Here is a 17,700-nt window from a genome sequence, read left to right on the forward strand (position 1 = left end):
GCGGTAACGTTTCAGATCTCGGTGGGGTCGACGATGATGGAGGCGCTCTCCGCAGTTGGCGGATTGGCGGCAAGGTTAGTCGACGCCGGGAAATCGCCCGGCCCGACCGGCGACGGAATGCAAACGGTGGATTGCCCGCCGGTAAAGCACGACGCATCGTAGCCGGCCCCGCGCAGGAGGTAGGTACAGACGCTGACGCCGTTGCCATCCTTGACATTGCGCGCGCTGCAATCGCCACCGGTCATATAGTTCGCGAGCTTGCCCCTCGCGCCGCAGCCGAACTGGCACGCCATCAGAACTGCGGACTCGTCGATCATCGCGCACCGCCCGGCATGACAGACCTGTTGGCCAATGAGTGACGTCATGCCGTTTTTCCGGGCTTGGCTCCAGGAATCCTGCTCGTACTTCGTCCACGCGGCGACTTGGGCGGTAGGACTGTTCAAAAAGCTCTGCGCGCTGCCGTTGTAATAGCGTTCGAACGTGCCTGGGCAAAATTGGAATGCGCCAAGACATCCATATTGGTTGACTGTCCCGAAGCTGCCCTCGCTGCCCGACACCTTGGACGCGAACGCGGCACAATTGGTGGGAATTCCGGCGCCGGACAAGGTTGCGGCAGACTCGCCCGCGAAAGCTGCCGCCGCCGAGAAGCAGAGCGCGATCCCGACATCAGCGACGGTTCGCTGGAGCATCGCCACCCGGTTCATGGCTGGTCCCCGGTAATGGGGAATTTGAAATCGCCATTGATCAAGGTTCTGCCGTCCTTAGCGAGCGCGAACGGCGCACGCGCGAACGCCGCCTGGGCGGAGCCGGAAGACAGGGCGGCAAAGCGCGGATCATCGGGAGGAATAACCTGGTGCATCATGTCGTCGACCAGGATCTCCGGGGCACGATTGGGCACAATCCGCACGAGGCGGGTAGGGCAGGCGCCAGACGAGCAGTCTTCGTTCCATATCTGGGAGATGAGTAGATCACCCTGATTGCGACGCAACTCATACTCGTAGATCGTGACCTTGCCGGCGGATCCCGCGGCGAGCGCATCACCGGTCCAGATACCGTCTGGGTCCTGAGCGACGTCTCGGTAAGACGTTTTGTACGCGAATGCGGTTTCCGCGGAGGAGGCCGACGTGTTACCCGCGACCGTTGCCATCATGCCGAGGGCGAGCGATATGACGATCTGACGGTACATCGGCTGGCGTCCTTCCATTATTCGGTTCGTCGTTTCAACGAACGTAGTCGCTTGGTGTGGGAATTGGGACCTCGAACGAACAGTCCGGCACCACGGCGTGGTTGACGATGGCGCCGGTTCGCAGCGTGCGCGTCCGAACATCGTACGACGCATAGACCGCCGCCTCCTGATCCGTTGTTTTGCCGGCTGCGGATTCCACGAAACAGCCGCGACCGGCGTCCATCACGTGGACTTCGATGCCCTCGTATAAGGCAAGGCGCATTGGACAGAGCCTGACGGTCACGGCCGCTTTGGACAGCGTCTGTATGGTGGTGCATCCTGACGCCGTGTTGAGCATGCTGAGCACCACCGAACGCCGTGAGCTCCACACCACGAAATGGGCTTCCGCTACGGGCGCGTTCCCGTCGGCGAAACGGTCGTGGCCATGTGTCGCATAGGTACGATTGTTGTCGTCGATCGCCTCTTTCCAGATGTCGAAATAGGTCGCTGTCGATGACGAGGGATGCTGGAGATCGGCATAGGACATGGCGCGCCATGCGGCCGGATCCGGCGTGCGCGCCTGGGCCCGACAACTGGACGTGACGACAAGCAATCCCAACGCGACGCAACTGATGCCAAGCAGGCCTGACGTGAACGCAGCGCCTACGATTTTCCGGGTCTGCGCTGAGGTCATGATTTCATCCGGTGCACACGATTCTATTCATAGCGGTCGCGGCCAGGGATCCACCACCACAAGTCCTTCGGCGAGGACTCGCGGTTCCGCCACGGCACGGCGATGCGTTGCGGGGCCACCATCTGCATGTTCCAGACATTGCGGTGGTAGTAGAAGTTGACAGGCTTTCGGCCGAGACGGTGTCCATCGGCATCGAGAAAATCGGTCGCACAATGGACCACCGGACCGCGATAACGCGAAACCCTTGAGGTCTGCTCGTCAAGCGCGCCGGGCTTGCACCCGAAAAGGGTGAGCGAGGCCGCTCGCTGCGGCGGACCCGGTATGGAGGCGAGCAAGCGCCGAAATGCGAAATTTGCCTGGGGCTGTGTCGGATAGGTGAATCGCTCGGTCAAGAGCGGGGCGAATGTTGACCGGTCAACAGCATATTCGAGCCGCCCCGGTTCAACGGTCGTCGGGCTGTAGAGCGTGTCGGAGACAGGCGGCGGCTCGTTGACGATATGCGCGGAAGGCTGTGCGCAGCCGCCCATCACGCCCGACAACAGTATTGAGACGAGAGCGAACGACCTCGTCATCGCCCGACCTCCGATTTCGCGTCGCGGTTACGGTCTCGCCAGTGCCATGGCATATCGAATGTGCTCGACCAGATGCCGCGTTGGCTCCTCCGCGCTGCGCGCTCGGCCTCGGCGTACCGACGAACAGCGGGAGAGGTATCGCTCGGCGGCGCGACGACCGCCACACCTTCACGGAGCATCGCCTCAGCAAGGTCGGGATAGGTCGCCGTGGCGCAGCGTGCGAGGCGAATACCGCTTTCCTGGCGAACGGTCGCGCAGGCGAGCCAGTTGTTCAACGTCGCCGTTACCAGCCACGCGATGGCGACCGTCCCGCACGGCCAAGCCTGTCTGCCGCGCCGCGCGATCTGGTCGGGATCGCATGCGTCGACGCCATAGAGGCGGTAGACGTCTCCGGTTTCAACATCGCGGAAGCTGGTGCCGCCGATCACCTCGACCCGAAGGGGCGGCGACTGACTCGACGCCGGCGGCGTGTAACTCCCTGCCTGCGGATCGATCGGCTGCCCGGTTGCCGCTCCGGCCTCGAGGGCGGCAAAAAGCAATGCGACGCCTGCCATGCTTTTATGCGGCAGCATCATCCCGCGCACCGAGATCGAGCTTGTGAAGCACATTGGCGATGATGTCGGTCGTATAGATCGTCTCGCTGCCTTTTTTGTACGAGCCGTCGGCAATGCGGCATTCCGCATAGACGGCATCGCCTTTGGCGATGTTTGCCAGCGTCCAGGCTGCGGCCTTTTCGTTGAGGATCGTGATGGTGACCCAGTCGGTCTCCTCATGCCTCTCACCCTTGGCGTCGGTCCACGCCCGGTCGGTGGCGACATTGATCTTCGCCGCCTTGTTGAAGGACTTGGGCGTCTGCCCGACGAAGCCACGCACAATGAAAAGATTGGTCGTTCGCATGATCCCTCCATGGAATTTGCCGAAGTGGTCATCTGGATGCGGAGTTGTGGGTGATATCGGCGGGCGCACCTTGCTTTTCGCGTAAAGCACGCAGGATGATCGCGTTCGGCTCTGGAAGATCGGCGAAGGCCCAGAGTCCGGCGTGGGTACGTTGTGCGATCATTTGCGCGACGAAGTAGGGGGCGTGGACCGGCTGGCCGTCCGGCTTCAACGCGGCGAACGCAAAGCCAGTGGAGATAAGTGCCGTACCGAGATCGATCCGGGAGCCTGCGCCTGCACCGCTCGAAGGCGTGGCGACGCAGAAGACGAACGCGGTTTGCTCGGAGGTCGACACCGCCGCGCGATAACATTGGGGATGCAGATCGCGGGTGAGCGCAACCAGCATGGCAAGCGAAACCTCCCCGCAATCGCGTACAATCCCGTTGGCGTTGGTGACACTCGTGCCACGCAGGCACGCCTGGACGCCGTAGAGCCGATAGGTCACGCCACCGCTGCTCCAGCTATCCCCGGTCTGGTAGACCGCGTCCTTTGGAACTGGCGACCACGCGGAAGCGGCTTGACCAAATGCAGGCGTGGTCGCGAGCATCGCCGCGACGGTGAGCGCCATCCTCCGCGCGCTCGCCATCTCAATATCCCTTCAAGGAAAAGTAGAACCGCTGCACCCCGCTCGCCGTCGTGATGTCGACGAAATACGGCTCGGAGCGCCGCTCGCGGGGTACGGTGAAATAGGCGAGGACACAGCCATCGTCGTGACCGCGGCCGCATGTGTTTAGAGGCTTGGAGAGGTCCGAACAGTAGGGAAGCTCGGAACGATAGGCGCCGCCCCGGTGTTCGCTTTCCTGGCCGGCGACTGGCGTCATTCCAGCAGTACATGGCTTGAACGCTTCATATTGCAGCCGGCTTGCATGGCCTTCGGGACATGTCGGCCACCCGTGTCCGCGCGCCAAACGGTGAAACAATTCGTGCATGACGGGAACGCAATAGGGAATGCCGGACCAGCTTGGCGAGGACGCGGCAGCGCAGAGCAGCACCTTGCAGCCAAACGAGGCGTCCTGGGCCCGAGCCGAGTTCGTCATTCCAGACAGCGCGAGTAGTCCGGCCGCGACAAGAGGAAGGGCGATGCAGGAGATGGCGCCAAAGACGCGGCCGGGATCCGAGGTAGCATTCATGACATGATCGAAACTATCAACATACAATATAATGTCTATCGGAAAATTGCCCCACTTCGAAATTGCCAAGGCGTCATGCTCGGCGCCATGACATTCATACGCAGGCATGACGATACCGCAAAAGACGCTATAGTTCTGGATTTTCCGAGAACGAGGCGGAATTTGCGCATCAATCCTCATCGCGTCAGCAGGCCGGGACGTGCCCAATGGCCCGCGCAGTCGTTTGGACGGTTGCTAATCACCCAACATTCAATATAATGTCTGCCCATAACCTGAGCTGGGGTGGCATGTCGATCCGCATCGTGACGGTCGGATTTACCGTCTTCATGACTATAACAAGCGCGTCCGCGCAGGACCTTCCGCCCCGTCTGGCGGCCGTCGACGGGGCGGGCGGGGTTGTGCCTGTTGATCGTTTGGGAATCGATGCGGCGGCCGGCGCGGCGACGGCCGCGCTTCCGCCTTGCGCGGCGTCAGCGCCGCTTGCCCCGTCTGATGCGCAAGCCCTCGTCATGCGGATCGCTGAGGAGGAAAAATTCAATCCCGATCTCGTCAGGTCGGTCGCCAAGAACGAAAGTCATTTCGATTCGACCGCCCTGTCGGACAAGGGCGCGTTCGGTTTGATGCAACTCATGCCGGAAACAGCGCAGCGCTTCGACGTGGACCTGTGCGATCCCGCCGACAATGTCAGAGGCGGCGTCCGCTTCCTGCGCGTCCTGCACGAGCGGTACAAGAACCCTCTGTTCGTCGCGGCCGCTTACAACGCCGGCGAAGAGGCGGTTGCGAGAAGCCGCGGCATTCCGCCTTACCCCGAAACCGTTCGCTTTGTCGCCAAGGTCATCAACGACCTCTACGGCTGGCCGCAACCGGCCGACCGATCAGGGCGCGACGGCGCGCCACGCGCGGACGTCGTCGAGCCGGCTCCGGGCAAATCTCAGACACAGACGACGGCATCACAGCCCGCGGTCGCGCGCTGGAGTGACGGCTTTGTGATGCACATCGACTGAAGGGACATATGACATGCGACGTATGGGTTCGCGCGGTCTGACAGCCGCAATTCTGCTGGGAACCGCAGTCACCGACGCGGCCGCTCAAGCCGGCGGAACGCTGCAACCGGTCCAATCCACCCTGACACAGCTCGTGCAAGCGCTCACCGGGCCGATCGCGACCGCGCTCGCGACCCTTGCCGTGATTGCGTGCGGGTTCTTCGCTTGGTCCGGGCGCCTGACCTGGGGCATCGCCGGCAGTGTTATTTTCGGCATCGTGCTTGTTTTCGGGTCCGCGCAGATCGTCCAATTCTTCCAGTCGGCGGTCGGGCAATGAACGATACGGGATTGGAGGACCCGCTGATCACGCCGCTTGTGCGGGCGCTGACGCGCGCACCGACGCTGATGGGCGTCCCCTACATGTATTTCATGTTCAACGGCGTCGCCTCGAGCGTGTGTTTCCTCGTCACCCACAACCTCTTCATGTTGCTGGTTGCCATCCCGCTGCATCTGTTCGGCTACGTGCTGACGCTGCGCGACGACCGAATATTCGAAATCCTGTTCGTTCGCTCGACGAAATGCCCGCCGCGGGCGCACTCGTTCTGGGGTGCGGACAGCTATTGCGCATGATGGGCTGATGGCGTCGCACACACTCCTCGACGAATTGACCTATGGACGGATCTCGCGCCGGGAACGACCAGTCGCGTCTCACCTTCCCTATGCGCGGCATGTCGATGATCAGATCCTCAAGACGCATGACGGTCTTCTCCTGACCACGCTGAAACTCGATGGCTATTCGTTCGAAACCGCGGACATGAGCGAGGTGAACGCCCGCCTGCTGGGACGAAACGACATCGCGCGAGCCCTTGGCAATTCTCGTTTTGCGCTGGTCGCGCACATCATTCGGCGTGAAGTGCAGCCAAAAATTATCTCGACTTTCGACAATTCGCTCTGCCGAGAAATCGATGAGCGCTACAACGCCGCGCTTTCGCAACGGCGCATGTTCGTCAACGATCTCTATGTGACCGTCGTGCGCCGCAAGCTGCAAGGCCAGGCGGGCACGTTCGAAACCATGCTGACGAAAGTGCTGGGCCGGCGAGACGTGGCGGGCGCATCGCTGGCCATGCAATCCGCGCTCAATGAGTTGCGCGACGCCGCCGTCGCCGTGCGGGAGAACCTCTCCTCCTATGGTGCGCGTCAGCTCGGCGTCGTGCGAAGGGACGGGGTGTGGTTCTCCGAGCCGCTTGAGTTCCTGGTTCAGATCGTCAACGGCGGCGTGCCGCGTCCGATGCATCTGCCGCGAATGAACCTCGCCGACGCGCTGTCGGCAAAGCGGATTTTCTTTGGCCGCAATGCCATTGAAATCCGTGGAAGTGGAGCGACCGACACGCGCTTCGCGGCGATGGTGTCGGTCCGCGAGTATCCCGCCCAAAGTGGTCCGGGATCGTTCGATAATCTCCTTCGTGTACCACACGAGATGATCGCGACGCAGACCTTCGCGATCGTCGACCGGCCGGAAGCAGCGCGGCAGATCGATCGCGTCGCCCGACAGGTCGACATGTCCGACGAGGCCGAGTCGATCGTCGCTGAACACCTGGACGAAGCGCGCGACGAACTGCTCGCCTCGGAGGCGATCTACGGCGAACACCACATGTCGGTGATGTGCCTCGGCCGGACGCTCGACGAGGTCGGCGCATGCGTGACCGCCGTGGGTGCAGCGCTGACGGACAGGTCAGCGATCTGGGTGCGCGAAGACCTGAACTGCGAACCTGCGTTCTGGGCACAGTTTCCCGGCAACTTCGCCTATATCGCACGCAAGGCGGTGATTTCCTCGAAGAATTTTGCCGGCTTCACGTCGTTGCACAACTATCCGAGTGGGCGGCCGTCCGGCAACCATTGGGGACCGGCGATCTCGGTGTTCGAGACGACATCGCAGACGGCCTATTATTACAACCACCATGTCCGCGACATCGGCAACTTTACTGTCGTCGGACCGACCGGTTCGGGCAAGACGGTGTTTCTTTCTTTTATTGCTGCGCAGACACAACGCATCGTGCCCCGCCCGAAGCTGGTGTTTGTCGATAAGGATCGCGGCGCCGAGATCTTCATCCGTGCCCTGGGCGGTCAGTATGAGACACTCGTTCCCGGCGAGCCCACCGGCTTCAATCCGCTGTCCTTGCCGGACACCGCGCTCAATCGGGATTTTCTGTATCAGCTCTTTGCCTTCATGATGCGGCCCCCGGCCGGTGGCGAATTGAGCGCGTCCGAGGAACAGGTGATCCGCAACGCGATCGCCGCTTCGCTTGCGGCGGGACCGGCAGGCCGCACCCTGAAGGCGTTCTCGACGCTGCTGCGCGGCCGCATCCGCGCGGGGGAGGGCGATCTCCTGGGCCGCCTCGAAAGCTGGATGCGCGCCGACCAACGGGGTTGGCTGTTCGACAACCAAGAGGACCGATTCTCGATCTCGAGCATTTTCGGGTTCGACATGACGCGCGTTCTCGACGACCCCGTCATCCGGACGGCGGCATTAATGTACATCTTCCATCGCATGGAGGAATTGCTGACCGGCGATCCGGTCATGATCTTCCTCGATGAGGGCTGGCGCCTGCTCGACGACGACGTCTTTTCCTTCTTCGTGCGCGACAAGTTGAAGACGATCCGCAAACAGAATGGGATCGTCGGATTCGGAACGCAGTCGGCGGCCGACATTGTACGCTCACACGCATCGAACACGCTGATCGAACAGACCAGCACCAACATCTTCTTTCCCAACCCGAAGGCGGACGACGACAGCTATCGTCAGGCTTTTCGCCTGTCCGGCCGGGAGGTGGCGTGGATCCGGAATACCGTTCCGGAAAGCCGGTCTTTCCTGATCAAGCACGGCCGCGACAGTGTCGTCGCACGCCTCAACCTCGCCGGTATGCCGGACCTCATCAAGGTTCTTTCAGGGCGTACCGAGACGGTGGCCGAACTCGACGCATTGCGCGCGCGTGTCGGGGACGACCCGGCCGCGTGGCTGCCGATCTTTCTTGGAAGGAACCCGACATGAAAGCGTTGCGTTTCCTGCCTTTGCTGCACGTCCTCGTCCTTGCCCCATTGCCGGCGCTCGCCGCGATCCCCGTCGAGGACGCAGCCCAGCTCACCCAGCATTCGATGACCTCGAGCAGCACGGTGAAGCTCGTACCGATCACGACGCAGCGCAAGGATGCCAACGGCGGTGTCAAATGCGCGGTCACCACTGGCAAGAAAGCCAGCATCACCGACCCAACGGTGAAGGCGCAGAATGGTGCCGGGACGGATCTTATCCGAAACTACGCCCCCGAACTCGCTACCCAACCGACCGAAGCAGCGACCGGTGGAGCGCTGAATCGCCAGACGCATTTCAACACGGCCGGCGATGTCGTTGCCGGTATCGACGCTAGTCGATCGACCATGGCGGCCGCCTCGAGACGCCTCCAATCCGAGGGCGGCCAGGTCGGCGGTGCTGCGACCGTGATGGCGTCGATCGACGCCAACAGCTCTGTCCGTGTGCAGAACGGTTTCGCCTGGAACGGGGTGATCGGTTCGGCGAACCTATGGATGACTGCTCTGAACGCGCTCAACCTGTCGGTGACAGGTAACACCAGCAGCGCGGCAGGAGGGATGCGCGCGGTCTCTTCGCCGCAACTCCCATCGCCGGCATATGCATGCCCGGCAGGAATGGTGGGCGCCGGCACGGTCGCGGAACCGTGTAAGCCGGCACCTGTCTGTTCGACGACGACGCCGGGTATCACGCCGGACCCGGCCTGCGTCAGCGCGCGCTACACCGATACTGATCGCAATGTCGCGTCATACCTGGCTGAATCGCAGAGCGCCACGCGCGCGTCGGCGCACGCCGCAAACCCACCGTTGAGCGTCGACGATATCAACGCTGCGCTGACCTCCATCGTCGCCAACAGCCGCTAGGGAGACTTTCATGAACAGCCGCTCCACTTTCGCCGCACTCTTGCTGGTCGTGACGCCAACCTTCGGTGCGCTCGCGCAGGTCCCGGTTATCGACAGCGCGAATCTGCAGAAGGCGCAGGAGATCGCCACCAGTACCCAGAAGATTCTGTCAGCCGACCAGCAAATCATGCAGTTCACACAGCAGACCCTGAAGGCTGTGACGGGCGATCGTTCGTCGCAGGCGCAGGGCTCGCTCGCGCAGATGGCTCTTGGCGGGGGATTTTCGATGGCGAAGGCTCCGTCGCTCGGGTCGGTGATCTCGGGCGGAGCTCTTTCATTCGCCGGTATGGGGACCGAGACGCAAACGATGGTATCGTCACTGATCAACGGCCTCCAACTCGTTCAAACGATCACGGGACTGGTGAGCGGGCAAAGCCATCCGGTCGACACCGCCTACAAGAACTCGGTCAACGTCGCCGCGACCCTATCGGGGCTGATCAACTCGACCCAGAGCGCCGTGCAGCAGCGCTCGAGCGCACTCCAGCAGGGCGGGCAGCAGATCGGCAGTGCCCAGGATTTGAAGGGCAGTGTCGACCAGAACACGCAGGTCCAGATCCAGACGGGCCTGACGATCAATGAGCTCAACGGCGTCGTGAACAACGCCGCCGCGGCTGCCAACCAAGCCAATCTCGACCGCATCGCCGCCGAGTCCGCTGCGGCACGCGCGATGAAATTCTCGCAGTGAAGCAGGGAATATGATGACGAAAAGGTCTCTCGTCCTTACGACGATTGTCGTGCTCGCCGGTGCCGTGCTTTTCGGGCGCTACGTGTTGGCACCGCGGACAGGCTCCCCGATCAGCGCGGGCGAACAATCTCCGACGCCCGACAAGGCGGCCGAGGCCGCCGGGCGGGCCATGACGTTCACCCAGCCGAAAGCCCTATCCGAGTGAAGCCGTTACCGACCCTTCTCGCTGCGTTTCTGGCGACCGTGGCCTTGAACGGATGTGCGTACAAGCCGTTGAAGGCGCCTTGCGCGCCCGACGAAGGCATAAGCCCGCTCGGCTATGCCGATACCACGACCGCGACCGCACATCCGCCGCTGTCGCTCCCCGATCACTGCGGCCCGATGCGGCCGATCTGAGGAGCCGATAGCGAACAGCTTCAACATCACATCACTTCTGCAGACTGTCGACCAGCTTGGTCAGAATTATGTCTCCACGGCCTATCAGGCGCTGGCGAACGCAGCGACGTCTGGCGGACCGACCGGCGTCGCCGGTCTTCTGCTCACCCTCTACGTTATTTTCTGGGGCATCGGGATTTGGCAGGGCACTGCCACAGGAGGACCTGCGGACCACGCCTTCCGGCTTTTCCGTGCGATGCTGATCTACGTGATGGCGACGCGTTGGGGCGATTTCCAGACGCTGGTCTACAACGCCCTCAACGACGGGCCGTCGGCGATCGGCAACGCGCTGCTCAGTGCGGTGACGACCGCGAACAACACCGGCACCTCGGTCAACCTGTCCTCGGTCAACGCCGTGCAGACGGCGCTTCAGAACATGTGGGATACGACCAACAGCGCAACCGAAGCCTTTCTTCAGAACGCGGGCATCACCAATTGGGGACCTTATATCTTCGCCGCGGTGTTCTACGTCGTGATGGCCATCCTCATCGGCTTCGCGATCTTCCTGATCGTACTCTCAAAAATGTTCATGTGGCTGCTGCTCGCACTGGCGCCGCTCTTCATTATTCTACTGTTGTTCGGCGTCACCTCGCGCTTCTTCGGCGGCTGGATGAGCGCACTGGCTCAATATTTTCTGGTGCAGGTCCTCGTCTACGCTTTCCTCGCCTTCTACGTTTCGCTGATCCAGCAGTCGATCGACACGCTGAACGGCGTCGCCAATGCCAAGTCCGCGACATGGGCGACCATTGGCCCGGTGGTGCTGCTCGCGATCATCGGCATCCTGCTGCTCAGCCAGATCAACAATATGGCCGCGGGCATTGCGGGCGGAATTCCGTTGCAGGCATCGCGTTTGGGAACGTTCCTCGCCACTGTCTCCGGGTATCGGCTGGGAGCGGCCACGAACAGGGCACGGCTCGCTTTTCGCAACCCGCTCAATCCGGCTTCGATCTCCAGACGTGAAGAACTCGCTTCACGGCAGAGAGCGCGGGTCGGGTTGCGTGCTGCGTCCTGGGCGCAATCGGCCGAATTTCGCCGGCTGGCCGATCAACTCAAGAACGCCGGCGTTCCGCCGGTCCAGGGTAAAGGGGGCCGGCCGTGAGCGACGCACCTCTCTCGGACGGGGCGCGTATCGACCCTCGCTACTACGCGGAGGGCGTCACCTGGGAACAGGACATTGCGCGGCGCAACCGCAACTCGCGAGCGCTTGCCTGGATCGTCGCGATGGTCATGAGCGCGGTCGCCATCACCGCACTGGCCGCGCTCGCGCTCCTTGTGCCCTTGAAGACCTACGAGCCCTATATGGTGGTCGTCGACAAAACGACGGGCTTCGTCGAGGTCAAACGGCCGATGGCCGAAGGGCCGCTTACCCAGGACGAGGCGGTCACGATGTTCAACGTCGTGCGCTATGTGAAGGCGCGCGAGACCTACGATCCGAAAGCCCTGAAAGACAATTTCGATCTCGCCCAGCTCCTTGCTTCGGGTGATGCCGCGCGCGAACTGACCGAAATCTATTCGCCCGCCAACCCGCAGAATCCGGTCAAGATTTTCGGCACCAACACGGAAGTGGCTGTCACGATCAAATCAGTGACGTTTCCGAATAATCGCACCGCTCTGGTCCGCTTCTCGACGGATGAAAAGTCGGCGACGAACATCGTCACCCGTCATTGGGTGGCCTTGGTGCGGTTTCGCTACACATCGGCGCCGATGCGCAATGAATGGCGTTTCGACAATCCGCTGGGTTTCCAGGTGCTCGAATACAGGCGCGATCAGGAAAGCGCCCCTTCGCCACGCGCGATCGGAGCGCAGCAATGACAGTGACCCGTGCTGCGTTGGCACTGCTTCTGGTCCTTCTGGCGAGCGATGCCTTCGCCGAGGCGTTGCCGCGACCCGGACGTGTCGACGCGCGCGTTCGCGACGTCATCTACAACCGGGACAACGTTACCGCGATCGATGCCACCTACGGCACCTCGACGATGATCGAACTGCAAACCGACGAGAAGATCGAGACCCTGGCGCTCGGCGATTCCATTGCCTGGCGTGTGGAGCCCAACCGGAAGGGCGATATCATTTTCGTCAAGCCGGTCGAGAAGAACGCACAGTCCAATCTCAACGTCGTGACCGACAAGCGCGTCTATTCATTCCTGCTGCGCTCGAACACACGGCCGCCATCGGCGCAGATCTACGTCGTCCGTTTCCGCTTCCCCGACGACGAAGCGAGTGCGCGGCTTCTGGCCGAGGCCAAGGAGCGCGCCGCCAATCCGAACCTGAAGGCGCTCAACATCGCCAACGCCAACAGCGACTATGGCTACAAGGGATCGTCAGCGAACAAACCCGTTGCCGTGTTCGATGACGGAACGAAGACCTGGTTCCGGTTCGAGGGGGAGACGCCGGCGATCTACATCGTCGACGCTGATCGCAACGAGAGCCTCGTCAACTTCCGCTCGGAAGGTCCTTACCTCGTCGTCGACAAGGTCTCGGCGCAATGGACTTTGCGCAACGGCAAGGAGTCGACCTGCATCTTCAATCGCCGTCTCACGAACCTTCATGAGCCGACCGGCCTCGAACCTTATGCGCCGCAGCGCGTCGGGACGACTGCAACCGCAGGATTTTGAGCGCGATGCCGACCGCCGACGACCATCGTTCTCTTGAACTTGAAGCTGCCGCCGCGACGTCGGTCGCGCGCGGGCGCACCGCTTTCGGCAAATTCCTGACCGTTGGGATTCCGCTTGGTGCCCTCGCGGTGGCCGCGTGGGTGATTTACGGCTCGATCGGACGGCGCACGCCGTTGCTGACCACACCCGATACCGAAGAATTCACCACCACGCAGTTTCCAGCCCCATCGCTGTCCTCCCCGCGGCCGCAGACGGACCAGGGTACGATCGTCCTTCCACCGCCCCCACCGGAGCCGACCCCGCCTTCTCCTCCGGTTGCGCCGCCGTTGACATTGCCGCCACCGCCGGCGCCGGATCAGCCGGCGCTGGCCGCGCCACAGGATGACAGCGAGGCGCGACGTCTCGCCGAGTTGGAACGGCAGCGGCTGGAGGAAGAACGGCGGCGATGGGAACGGCTGCGTGCTCCGCAGGTCATCTCTGACAACGCGGCGGCCGCTGGTACAGCGGCAGGTATGTCCGACTCTGGCGCGGGTGCTGCGGCCGACACCGAAGACGATCCGAACCGGCGCTTTCTTGCCTCCGTTTCTGCGGCAGGCGTCGAGGTTTCGCGCGCCACGAAAAACGATCGTATCGATGCGCTGATTGCTCAGGGAACACTGATCCGGGGCGTGCTCGAAACCGCCGTGCAGAGTGACCTCCCAGGCATGGTGCGCGCGGTGGTTACGGAGAATGTCTGGTCATTCGACGGCCGCCGGGTGTTGATACCCGCCGGCAGCCGCCTGGTTGGAGAGTATAAGTCCGGCATCGCCCAGGGCCAGACGCGCGTCTTTGTCGTGTGGACACGGGTGTTGAGGTCCGATGGCGTTTCGGTGCAGCTCGGATCGAACGGCACGGATGATCTCGGGCGCGCCGGAAATGCGGGATTCGTCGATAATCATTATGTCGAGCGTTTCGGCTCGGCGGTCATGTTGTCGGTTGTCGGCGGCGTATCGCAGTTCCTGAGCGCCTATGGGCAGAACTACAACGCGTATGGAAATGGCACCGTCGTGACGACGACGGACCCCGTCACCGGCGTGGTCACGCAAACGCAATCGGGGATGAACCAGAACCAGCTTTCGTTGCAGGCTCGGCAGATCGCAGCCCAGAACGTTTCCCAGACGCTGACGAACATCGCCCATGAGGCGCTGCGCAACTCGATCAATATCGCGCCGACGATCTATCTCGATCAGGGGACCCGGATCATCGTTTTCGTCCGGCGCGACCTCGACTTCTCGGCGTTCTATCCCGATCCGGTCAAGGAAGCACTGCGGGAGATCAAGCGTGAACGTGCTGGCGCAAAGTCCAACGATCTTCATTGACCGCGCGCTGGAGCCGGTTCGAAGCTGGCTGGACGACGATCAGGTCGTCGAAATCTGCGCAAACGGTCCGGGGGAGGTTTGGGTAGAACGGTTCGGCCTGTCAGCGATGGAGCACCATCGCCTGCCAGCCCTCACCGAGCACGCGATACGCCATCTGGCGGAACGGGTGGCTGGCTATTCCGGACAGAGCATCAACGAGGAACATCCGCTGTTGTCGGCAGCGCTTCCATCGGGCGAGCGCTTCCAGGGCGTTATTCCGCCAGCGACGACAGGCGGCGGCGCATTCGCCATCCGCAAGCAGGTAATCAAGGAGATGCGTCTCGACGACTATCGGCGACTAGGCGCGTTCGAGAAAGTGGCCGCGGCCGGAGAGGGAACCCTATCGGCGACCGATCGCCTGTTGTGTAGCCATCTCGATGCCGGCCGCATCGAAGCGTTCATCCGTCTGGCGGTGATCAATCGCTATTCGATCCTGCTTTCGGGCGGCACGAGTTCGGGGAAGACGACGTTTTTGAATGCTATCCTGAAGGAAGTTCCCTCGGAAGAGCGCATCATCACGATCGAGGATACCCGCGAGGTCAATCCCATCCAGAAGAACCATCTCGCCTTGGTTGCATCGAAGGGGGACCAGGGCGAAGCGCGGGTCACGGTGGAGACATTGTTGCAAGCGTCGATGCGCCTTCGGCCGGATCGAATCTTTCTTGGCGAAATCAGAGGAGCGGAAGCCTACTCGTTTCTGCGCGCCATCAACAGCGGCCATCCGGGCAGCATCACCACGGTTCACGCCGACAGCCCCACCGGCGCCTTCGAGCAGCTTGCGCTGATGGTGATGCAGGCCGGACTCGGCCTCCGCCATGACGAGATCATCGCCTACGTTAAATCGGTGCTTCCGATCGTCATCCAGCAGACCAAGGTGGGTGGCTGGCGCGGAACTTCGGAGATCTATTTTTCGCGCATGGCGGAGTGGCGAGGTGCATCCTTAGCAGGTGAGACGTGAGGCCATGGGGCGCGTAGCCGTCTATCGCATTGGCATCGCCCTCATGGCCATGCTGGCCTTCGCCCTCTTGTGGAGCCTTGCCTACGAAGTGGTCGTTGCGTTGCGATGGGCACCGCATCGGTTTCCGGGCGAAGGCTCGGCTCGCTGGGCGCTGTTTCAGATGCAGAACGCCGATCGCTCGAGCGGATTCTTTCTGATCGCGTGGCATCACTTCTATGATCGCCTCATCTATCCTGCGACGCGTGCCGAGGCGCTCATCCGCGCCGGCTACGCGGCTGTGGCCGTTTTCGGGCTGGGTGCCGCAGGCGCCCTGTTCGCTTTCATCAACCGCCGGCAGATGCCCTATGGCTCTGCCCGTTTCGGCACGTTGATGGAAGCCGCAAAGCAGGGCCTGACGGTAAAGCACGGCATCGTCCTTGGCACGCTCAACGGCGCGACGATCCGCTCGGACGAGCCGGCCCACATTCTGGTCGTCGGTCCCTCCCGCTCGGGCAAAGGGACGGGGTTCGTGCTTCCGAACGGCTATCTCTGGCGGGGTTCGGCGGTGTTCTTCGATCCGAAGCGGGAGAATTTCGACGCACTCGCGAACCATCGCGCGGCGGTCGGGAACGAGGTCTACATGTTTTCGCCGGGCTCCAGCGAGACGCACCGTTACAATCCGCTGGACTTCGTACGGCGCGATGAGCGCATGGCCACCGACTGTCTGGTCGTGGCGTCGTTCGTGATTCCGGAAAAGGCCGATGATACCTGGGCGGGCGCAGGGCGCCTGCTTCTGTCGGCGCTGATCGGCTACGTCCTCGCCTCGCCGCTGACGGCCGGCGCACAGCACATGCGGACCGTGGCGCGTATGACCACGACCGGTAAGGACATTTCGACGGTGCTGCGGGCTATCGTGAAGACGGAACAGGCCCACCTGCCGACCTGGGTCATCGACAGCTTCAACCAGTATATCGCGCTCGAACCGGAGACGCGCAACAGCGCCGTGTTCAACATCAACATGGCGATGTCGCTATGGAACAATGGTTTGATTTCGGCCGCGACCGAAACGTCCGACTTCGACATCCGCGAACTTCGCCGCCGGCCGATGACCATTTTCATCGGCTGCACGATCGCCGAGCTTTCCATCTTCCGGCCGCTGATCCGCATCCTTTTCCAGCAGATCCATGACCTCCTCATGGTCAACATTCCGGGAGCCGACGAGCCGCACCAGGTGCTGCTCATGCTCGACGAGTTCTATCACGTCGGCAGGATGGATTCGCTGATCTCCAAGATCACCATCAGTGCGGGCTACGGCTTTCGCATGGCGATCGTCATGCAGGATCTTGCGCAGCTCGACGAACTCTATGGCCGAAACACGCGGATCACGACAGTCTCCGGTTCGCAGATCAAGCTGTTCATTCAGATCAACGACCTGGAGACATCCGAGTTCGTGTCGGAGATGCTGGGCGAGACGACGCAAGTTTACAAGACGCCGATTCAGCGTCCAGGGCAGGGCATATTTGCCCCTCGTGTCTGGACGCCGCATTACACGCCAAGGCCGCTGCGCAGTCCGCTCGAGCTGCGCGAGATGTCGGCCAGGCTGTCGATCCTGATGGTGAAGAACTCGCCCTCGTTCGAACTGACGAAAATTCGGCATTACCTGGATAAGCCGTATCGGAAGCTCTACGAACGGAGCAAGGGACATCCGCCCGCACTACCGAAGCTAGCGACGTGGATCGACGAGCCGTTGGGCGGCGCGATCAATGCGGCGGTTGGGGGTCAGTCATCCGGCGCAAGGGCGCCGAAGGCGAAGCGGCCGGGTGCGACCAGAAAGCCGGCCGCCGCCAGATCGAAACGAAACGGAGTGAAAGTCGCCTCCGCTCCTGCGCCCGCGTCCAATCTCGCACAAGCAGCGCCTATGCCGGCATCGAAAACCAGGACACGTAATAAGTCTCTGTCGCTCGGCGACCCGCCGCCGGTGCCGCCGGGTGAGAGCTATTCGGTGCATGACATTATGGCCGCGTCCACAGACGACCAGGAAGATAGCTACCGGTCGATGATCGACGCGGTGGCGGATGTTTCCGACCCGAGAGTGCGAGGTGCGATTGAGACGCTCGACCGTTTGCACCGGGACTTCGGCGAGGACGGCACATGAGGTTCGGTGCCGAGG

At 62.2% G+C, this 17,700-nt stretch carries 20 protein-coding genes; 12 read left to right on the plus strand and 8 right to left on the minus strand.

Annotated elements, in window-relative coordinates:
* Positions 1 to 11: 11 nt before the first annotated feature.
* Genes M9H71_RS15135 through M9H71_RS15170 form a run of 8 tightly spaced genes read right to left on the minus strand, consistent with a single transcriptional unit; the run spans position 12 to position 4,677 of the window.
* Positions 12 to 704, minus strand: coding sequence for an acyltransferase (locus M9H71_RS15135; RefSeq protein WP_455405789.1), 693 nt, complete (start codon positions 702 to 704; stop codon positions 12 to 14).
* Positions 701 to 1,186 (minus strand): hypothetical protein, encoded by a 486-nt coding sequence (locus tag M9H71_RS15140; RefSeq protein ID WP_455405790.1) that lies wholly within the window; start codon positions 1,184 to 1,186, stop codon positions 701 to 703. The genes M9H71_RS15135 and M9H71_RS15140 overlap by 4 nt, the downstream gene beginning before the upstream one ends.
* A gap of 34 nt (positions 1,187 to 1,220) precedes the next feature.
* Entirely contained in the window at positions 1,221 to 1,859 is a 639-nt protein-coding gene (locus M9H71_RS15145) for a hypothetical protein (protein WP_455405791.1), read from the minus strand.
* 23 nt (positions 1,860 to 1,882) lie between these two features.
* A complete protein-coding gene (locus M9H71_RS15150; protein WP_455405792.1) occupies positions 1,883 to 2,431 on the minus strand; it encodes a hypothetical protein in 549 nt (182 codons plus the stop codon).
* A complete protein-coding gene (locus M9H71_RS15155) occupies positions 2,428 to 3,006 on the minus strand; it encodes a thermonuclease family protein (RefSeq protein ID WP_455405793.1) in 579 nt (192 codons plus the stop codon). Before M9H71_RS15155 ends, M9H71_RS15150 begins: the two co-directional genes overlap by 4 nt.
* Complete coding sequence (locus tag M9H71_RS15160; protein ID WP_455405794.1) at positions 2,990 to 3,328, minus strand: single-stranded DNA-binding protein; 339 nt, start codon at positions 3,326 to 3,328, stop codon at positions 2,990 to 2,992. Before M9H71_RS15160 ends, M9H71_RS15155 begins: the two co-directional genes overlap by 17 nt.
* Before the next feature lie 28 nt (positions 3,329 to 3,356).
* Positions 3,357 to 3,935: a thermonuclease family protein gene (locus M9H71_RS15165; protein WP_455405795.1), complete on the minus strand. Its 579-nt coding sequence runs from the start codon at positions 3,933 to 3,935 to the stop codon at positions 3,357 to 3,359.
* A 19-nt stretch (positions 3,936 to 3,954) separates the two neighbouring features.
* A complete protein-coding gene (locus M9H71_RS15170; protein ID WP_455405796.1) occupies positions 3,955 to 4,677 on the minus strand; it encodes a hypothetical protein in 723 nt (240 codons plus the stop codon).
* A 107-nt stretch (positions 4,678 to 4,784) separates the two neighbouring features.
* Here M9H71_RS15170 and M9H71_RS15175 point away from each other — a divergent pair, with 107 nt between their 5' ends.
* The 12 genes from M9H71_RS15175 to M9H71_RS15230 all read left to right on the plus strand — a co-directional run bounded on the left by M9H71_RS15175 (position 4,785) and on the right by M9H71_RS15230 (position 17,685).
* Entirely contained in the window at positions 4,785 to 5,501 is a 717-nt protein-coding gene (locus M9H71_RS15175; protein WP_455405797.1) for a lytic transglycosylase domain-containing protein, read from the plus strand.
* 13 nt (positions 5,502 to 5,514) lie between these two features.
* On the plus strand, positions 5,515 to 5,817 hold the full coding sequence (locus M9H71_RS15180; RefSeq protein ID WP_455405798.1) for a TrbC/VirB2 family protein: 303 nt from the start codon (positions 5,515 to 5,517) through the stop codon (positions 5,815 to 5,817).
* Positions 5,814 to 6,110 (plus strand): type IV secretion system protein VirB3, encoded by a 297-nt coding sequence (locus M9H71_RS15185; protein WP_455405799.1) that lies wholly within the window; start codon positions 5,814 to 5,816, stop codon positions 6,108 to 6,110. Before M9H71_RS15180 ends, M9H71_RS15185 begins: the two co-directional genes overlap by 4 nt.
* A gap of 7 nt (positions 6,111 to 6,117) precedes the next feature.
* On the plus strand, positions 6,118 to 8,529 hold the full coding sequence (locus M9H71_RS15190) for a VirB4 family type IV secretion/conjugal transfer ATPase (RefSeq protein WP_455405800.1): 2,412 nt from the start codon (positions 6,118 to 6,120) through the stop codon (positions 8,527 to 8,529).
* Positions 8,526 to 9,425 (plus strand): hypothetical protein, encoded by a 900-nt coding sequence (locus tag M9H71_RS15195; protein ID WP_455405801.1) that lies wholly within the window; start codon positions 8,526 to 8,528, stop codon positions 9,423 to 9,425. The genes M9H71_RS15190 and M9H71_RS15195 overlap by 4 nt, the downstream gene beginning before the upstream one ends.
* Positions 9,426 to 9,435: 10 nt before the next feature.
* Positions 9,436 to 10,149 (plus strand): type IV secretion system protein, encoded by a 714-nt coding sequence (locus M9H71_RS15200; protein WP_455405802.1) that lies wholly within the window; start codon positions 9,436 to 9,438, stop codon positions 10,147 to 10,149.
* A 319-nt stretch (positions 10,150 to 10,468) separates the two neighbouring features.
* Positions 10,469 to 11,683, plus strand: a complete 1,215-nt coding sequence (locus M9H71_RS15205; protein ID WP_455405803.1) for a type IV secretion system protein — start codon at positions 10,469 to 10,471, stop codon at positions 11,681 to 11,683.
* On the plus strand, positions 11,680 to 12,396 hold the full coding sequence (locus M9H71_RS15210; RefSeq protein WP_455405804.1) for a virB8 family protein: 717 nt from the start codon (positions 11,680 to 11,682) through the stop codon (positions 12,394 to 12,396). Before M9H71_RS15205 ends, M9H71_RS15210 begins: the two co-directional genes overlap by 4 nt.
* Positions 12,393 to 13,196, plus strand: coding sequence for a P-type conjugative transfer protein VirB9 (gene virB9 / locus M9H71_RS15215; protein WP_455405805.1), 804 nt, complete (start codon positions 12,393 to 12,395; stop codon positions 13,194 to 13,196). Before M9H71_RS15210 ends, virB9 begins: the two co-directional genes overlap by 4 nt.
* Positions 13,197 to 13,201: 5 nt before the next feature.
* Complete coding sequence (gene virB10 / locus M9H71_RS15220) at positions 13,202 to 14,554, plus strand: type IV secretion system protein VirB10 (protein WP_455405806.1); 1,353 nt, start codon at positions 13,202 to 13,204, stop codon at positions 14,552 to 14,554.
* Positions 14,517 to 15,551, plus strand: coding sequence for a P-type DNA transfer ATPase VirB11 (virB11, locus tag M9H71_RS15225; protein WP_455405807.1), 1,035 nt, complete (start codon positions 14,517 to 14,519; stop codon positions 15,549 to 15,551). Before virB10 ends, virB11 begins: the two co-directional genes overlap by 38 nt.
* A 4-nt stretch (positions 15,552 to 15,555) precedes the next feature.
* Complete coding sequence (locus M9H71_RS15230) at positions 15,556 to 17,685, plus strand: type IV secretory system conjugative DNA transfer family protein (protein WP_455405808.1); 2,130 nt, start codon at positions 15,556 to 15,558, stop codon at positions 17,683 to 17,685.
* Positions 17,686 to 17,700: the final 15 nt, after the last annotated feature.

This window comes from Rhodopseudomonas parapalustris (genome assembly GCF_053772255.1).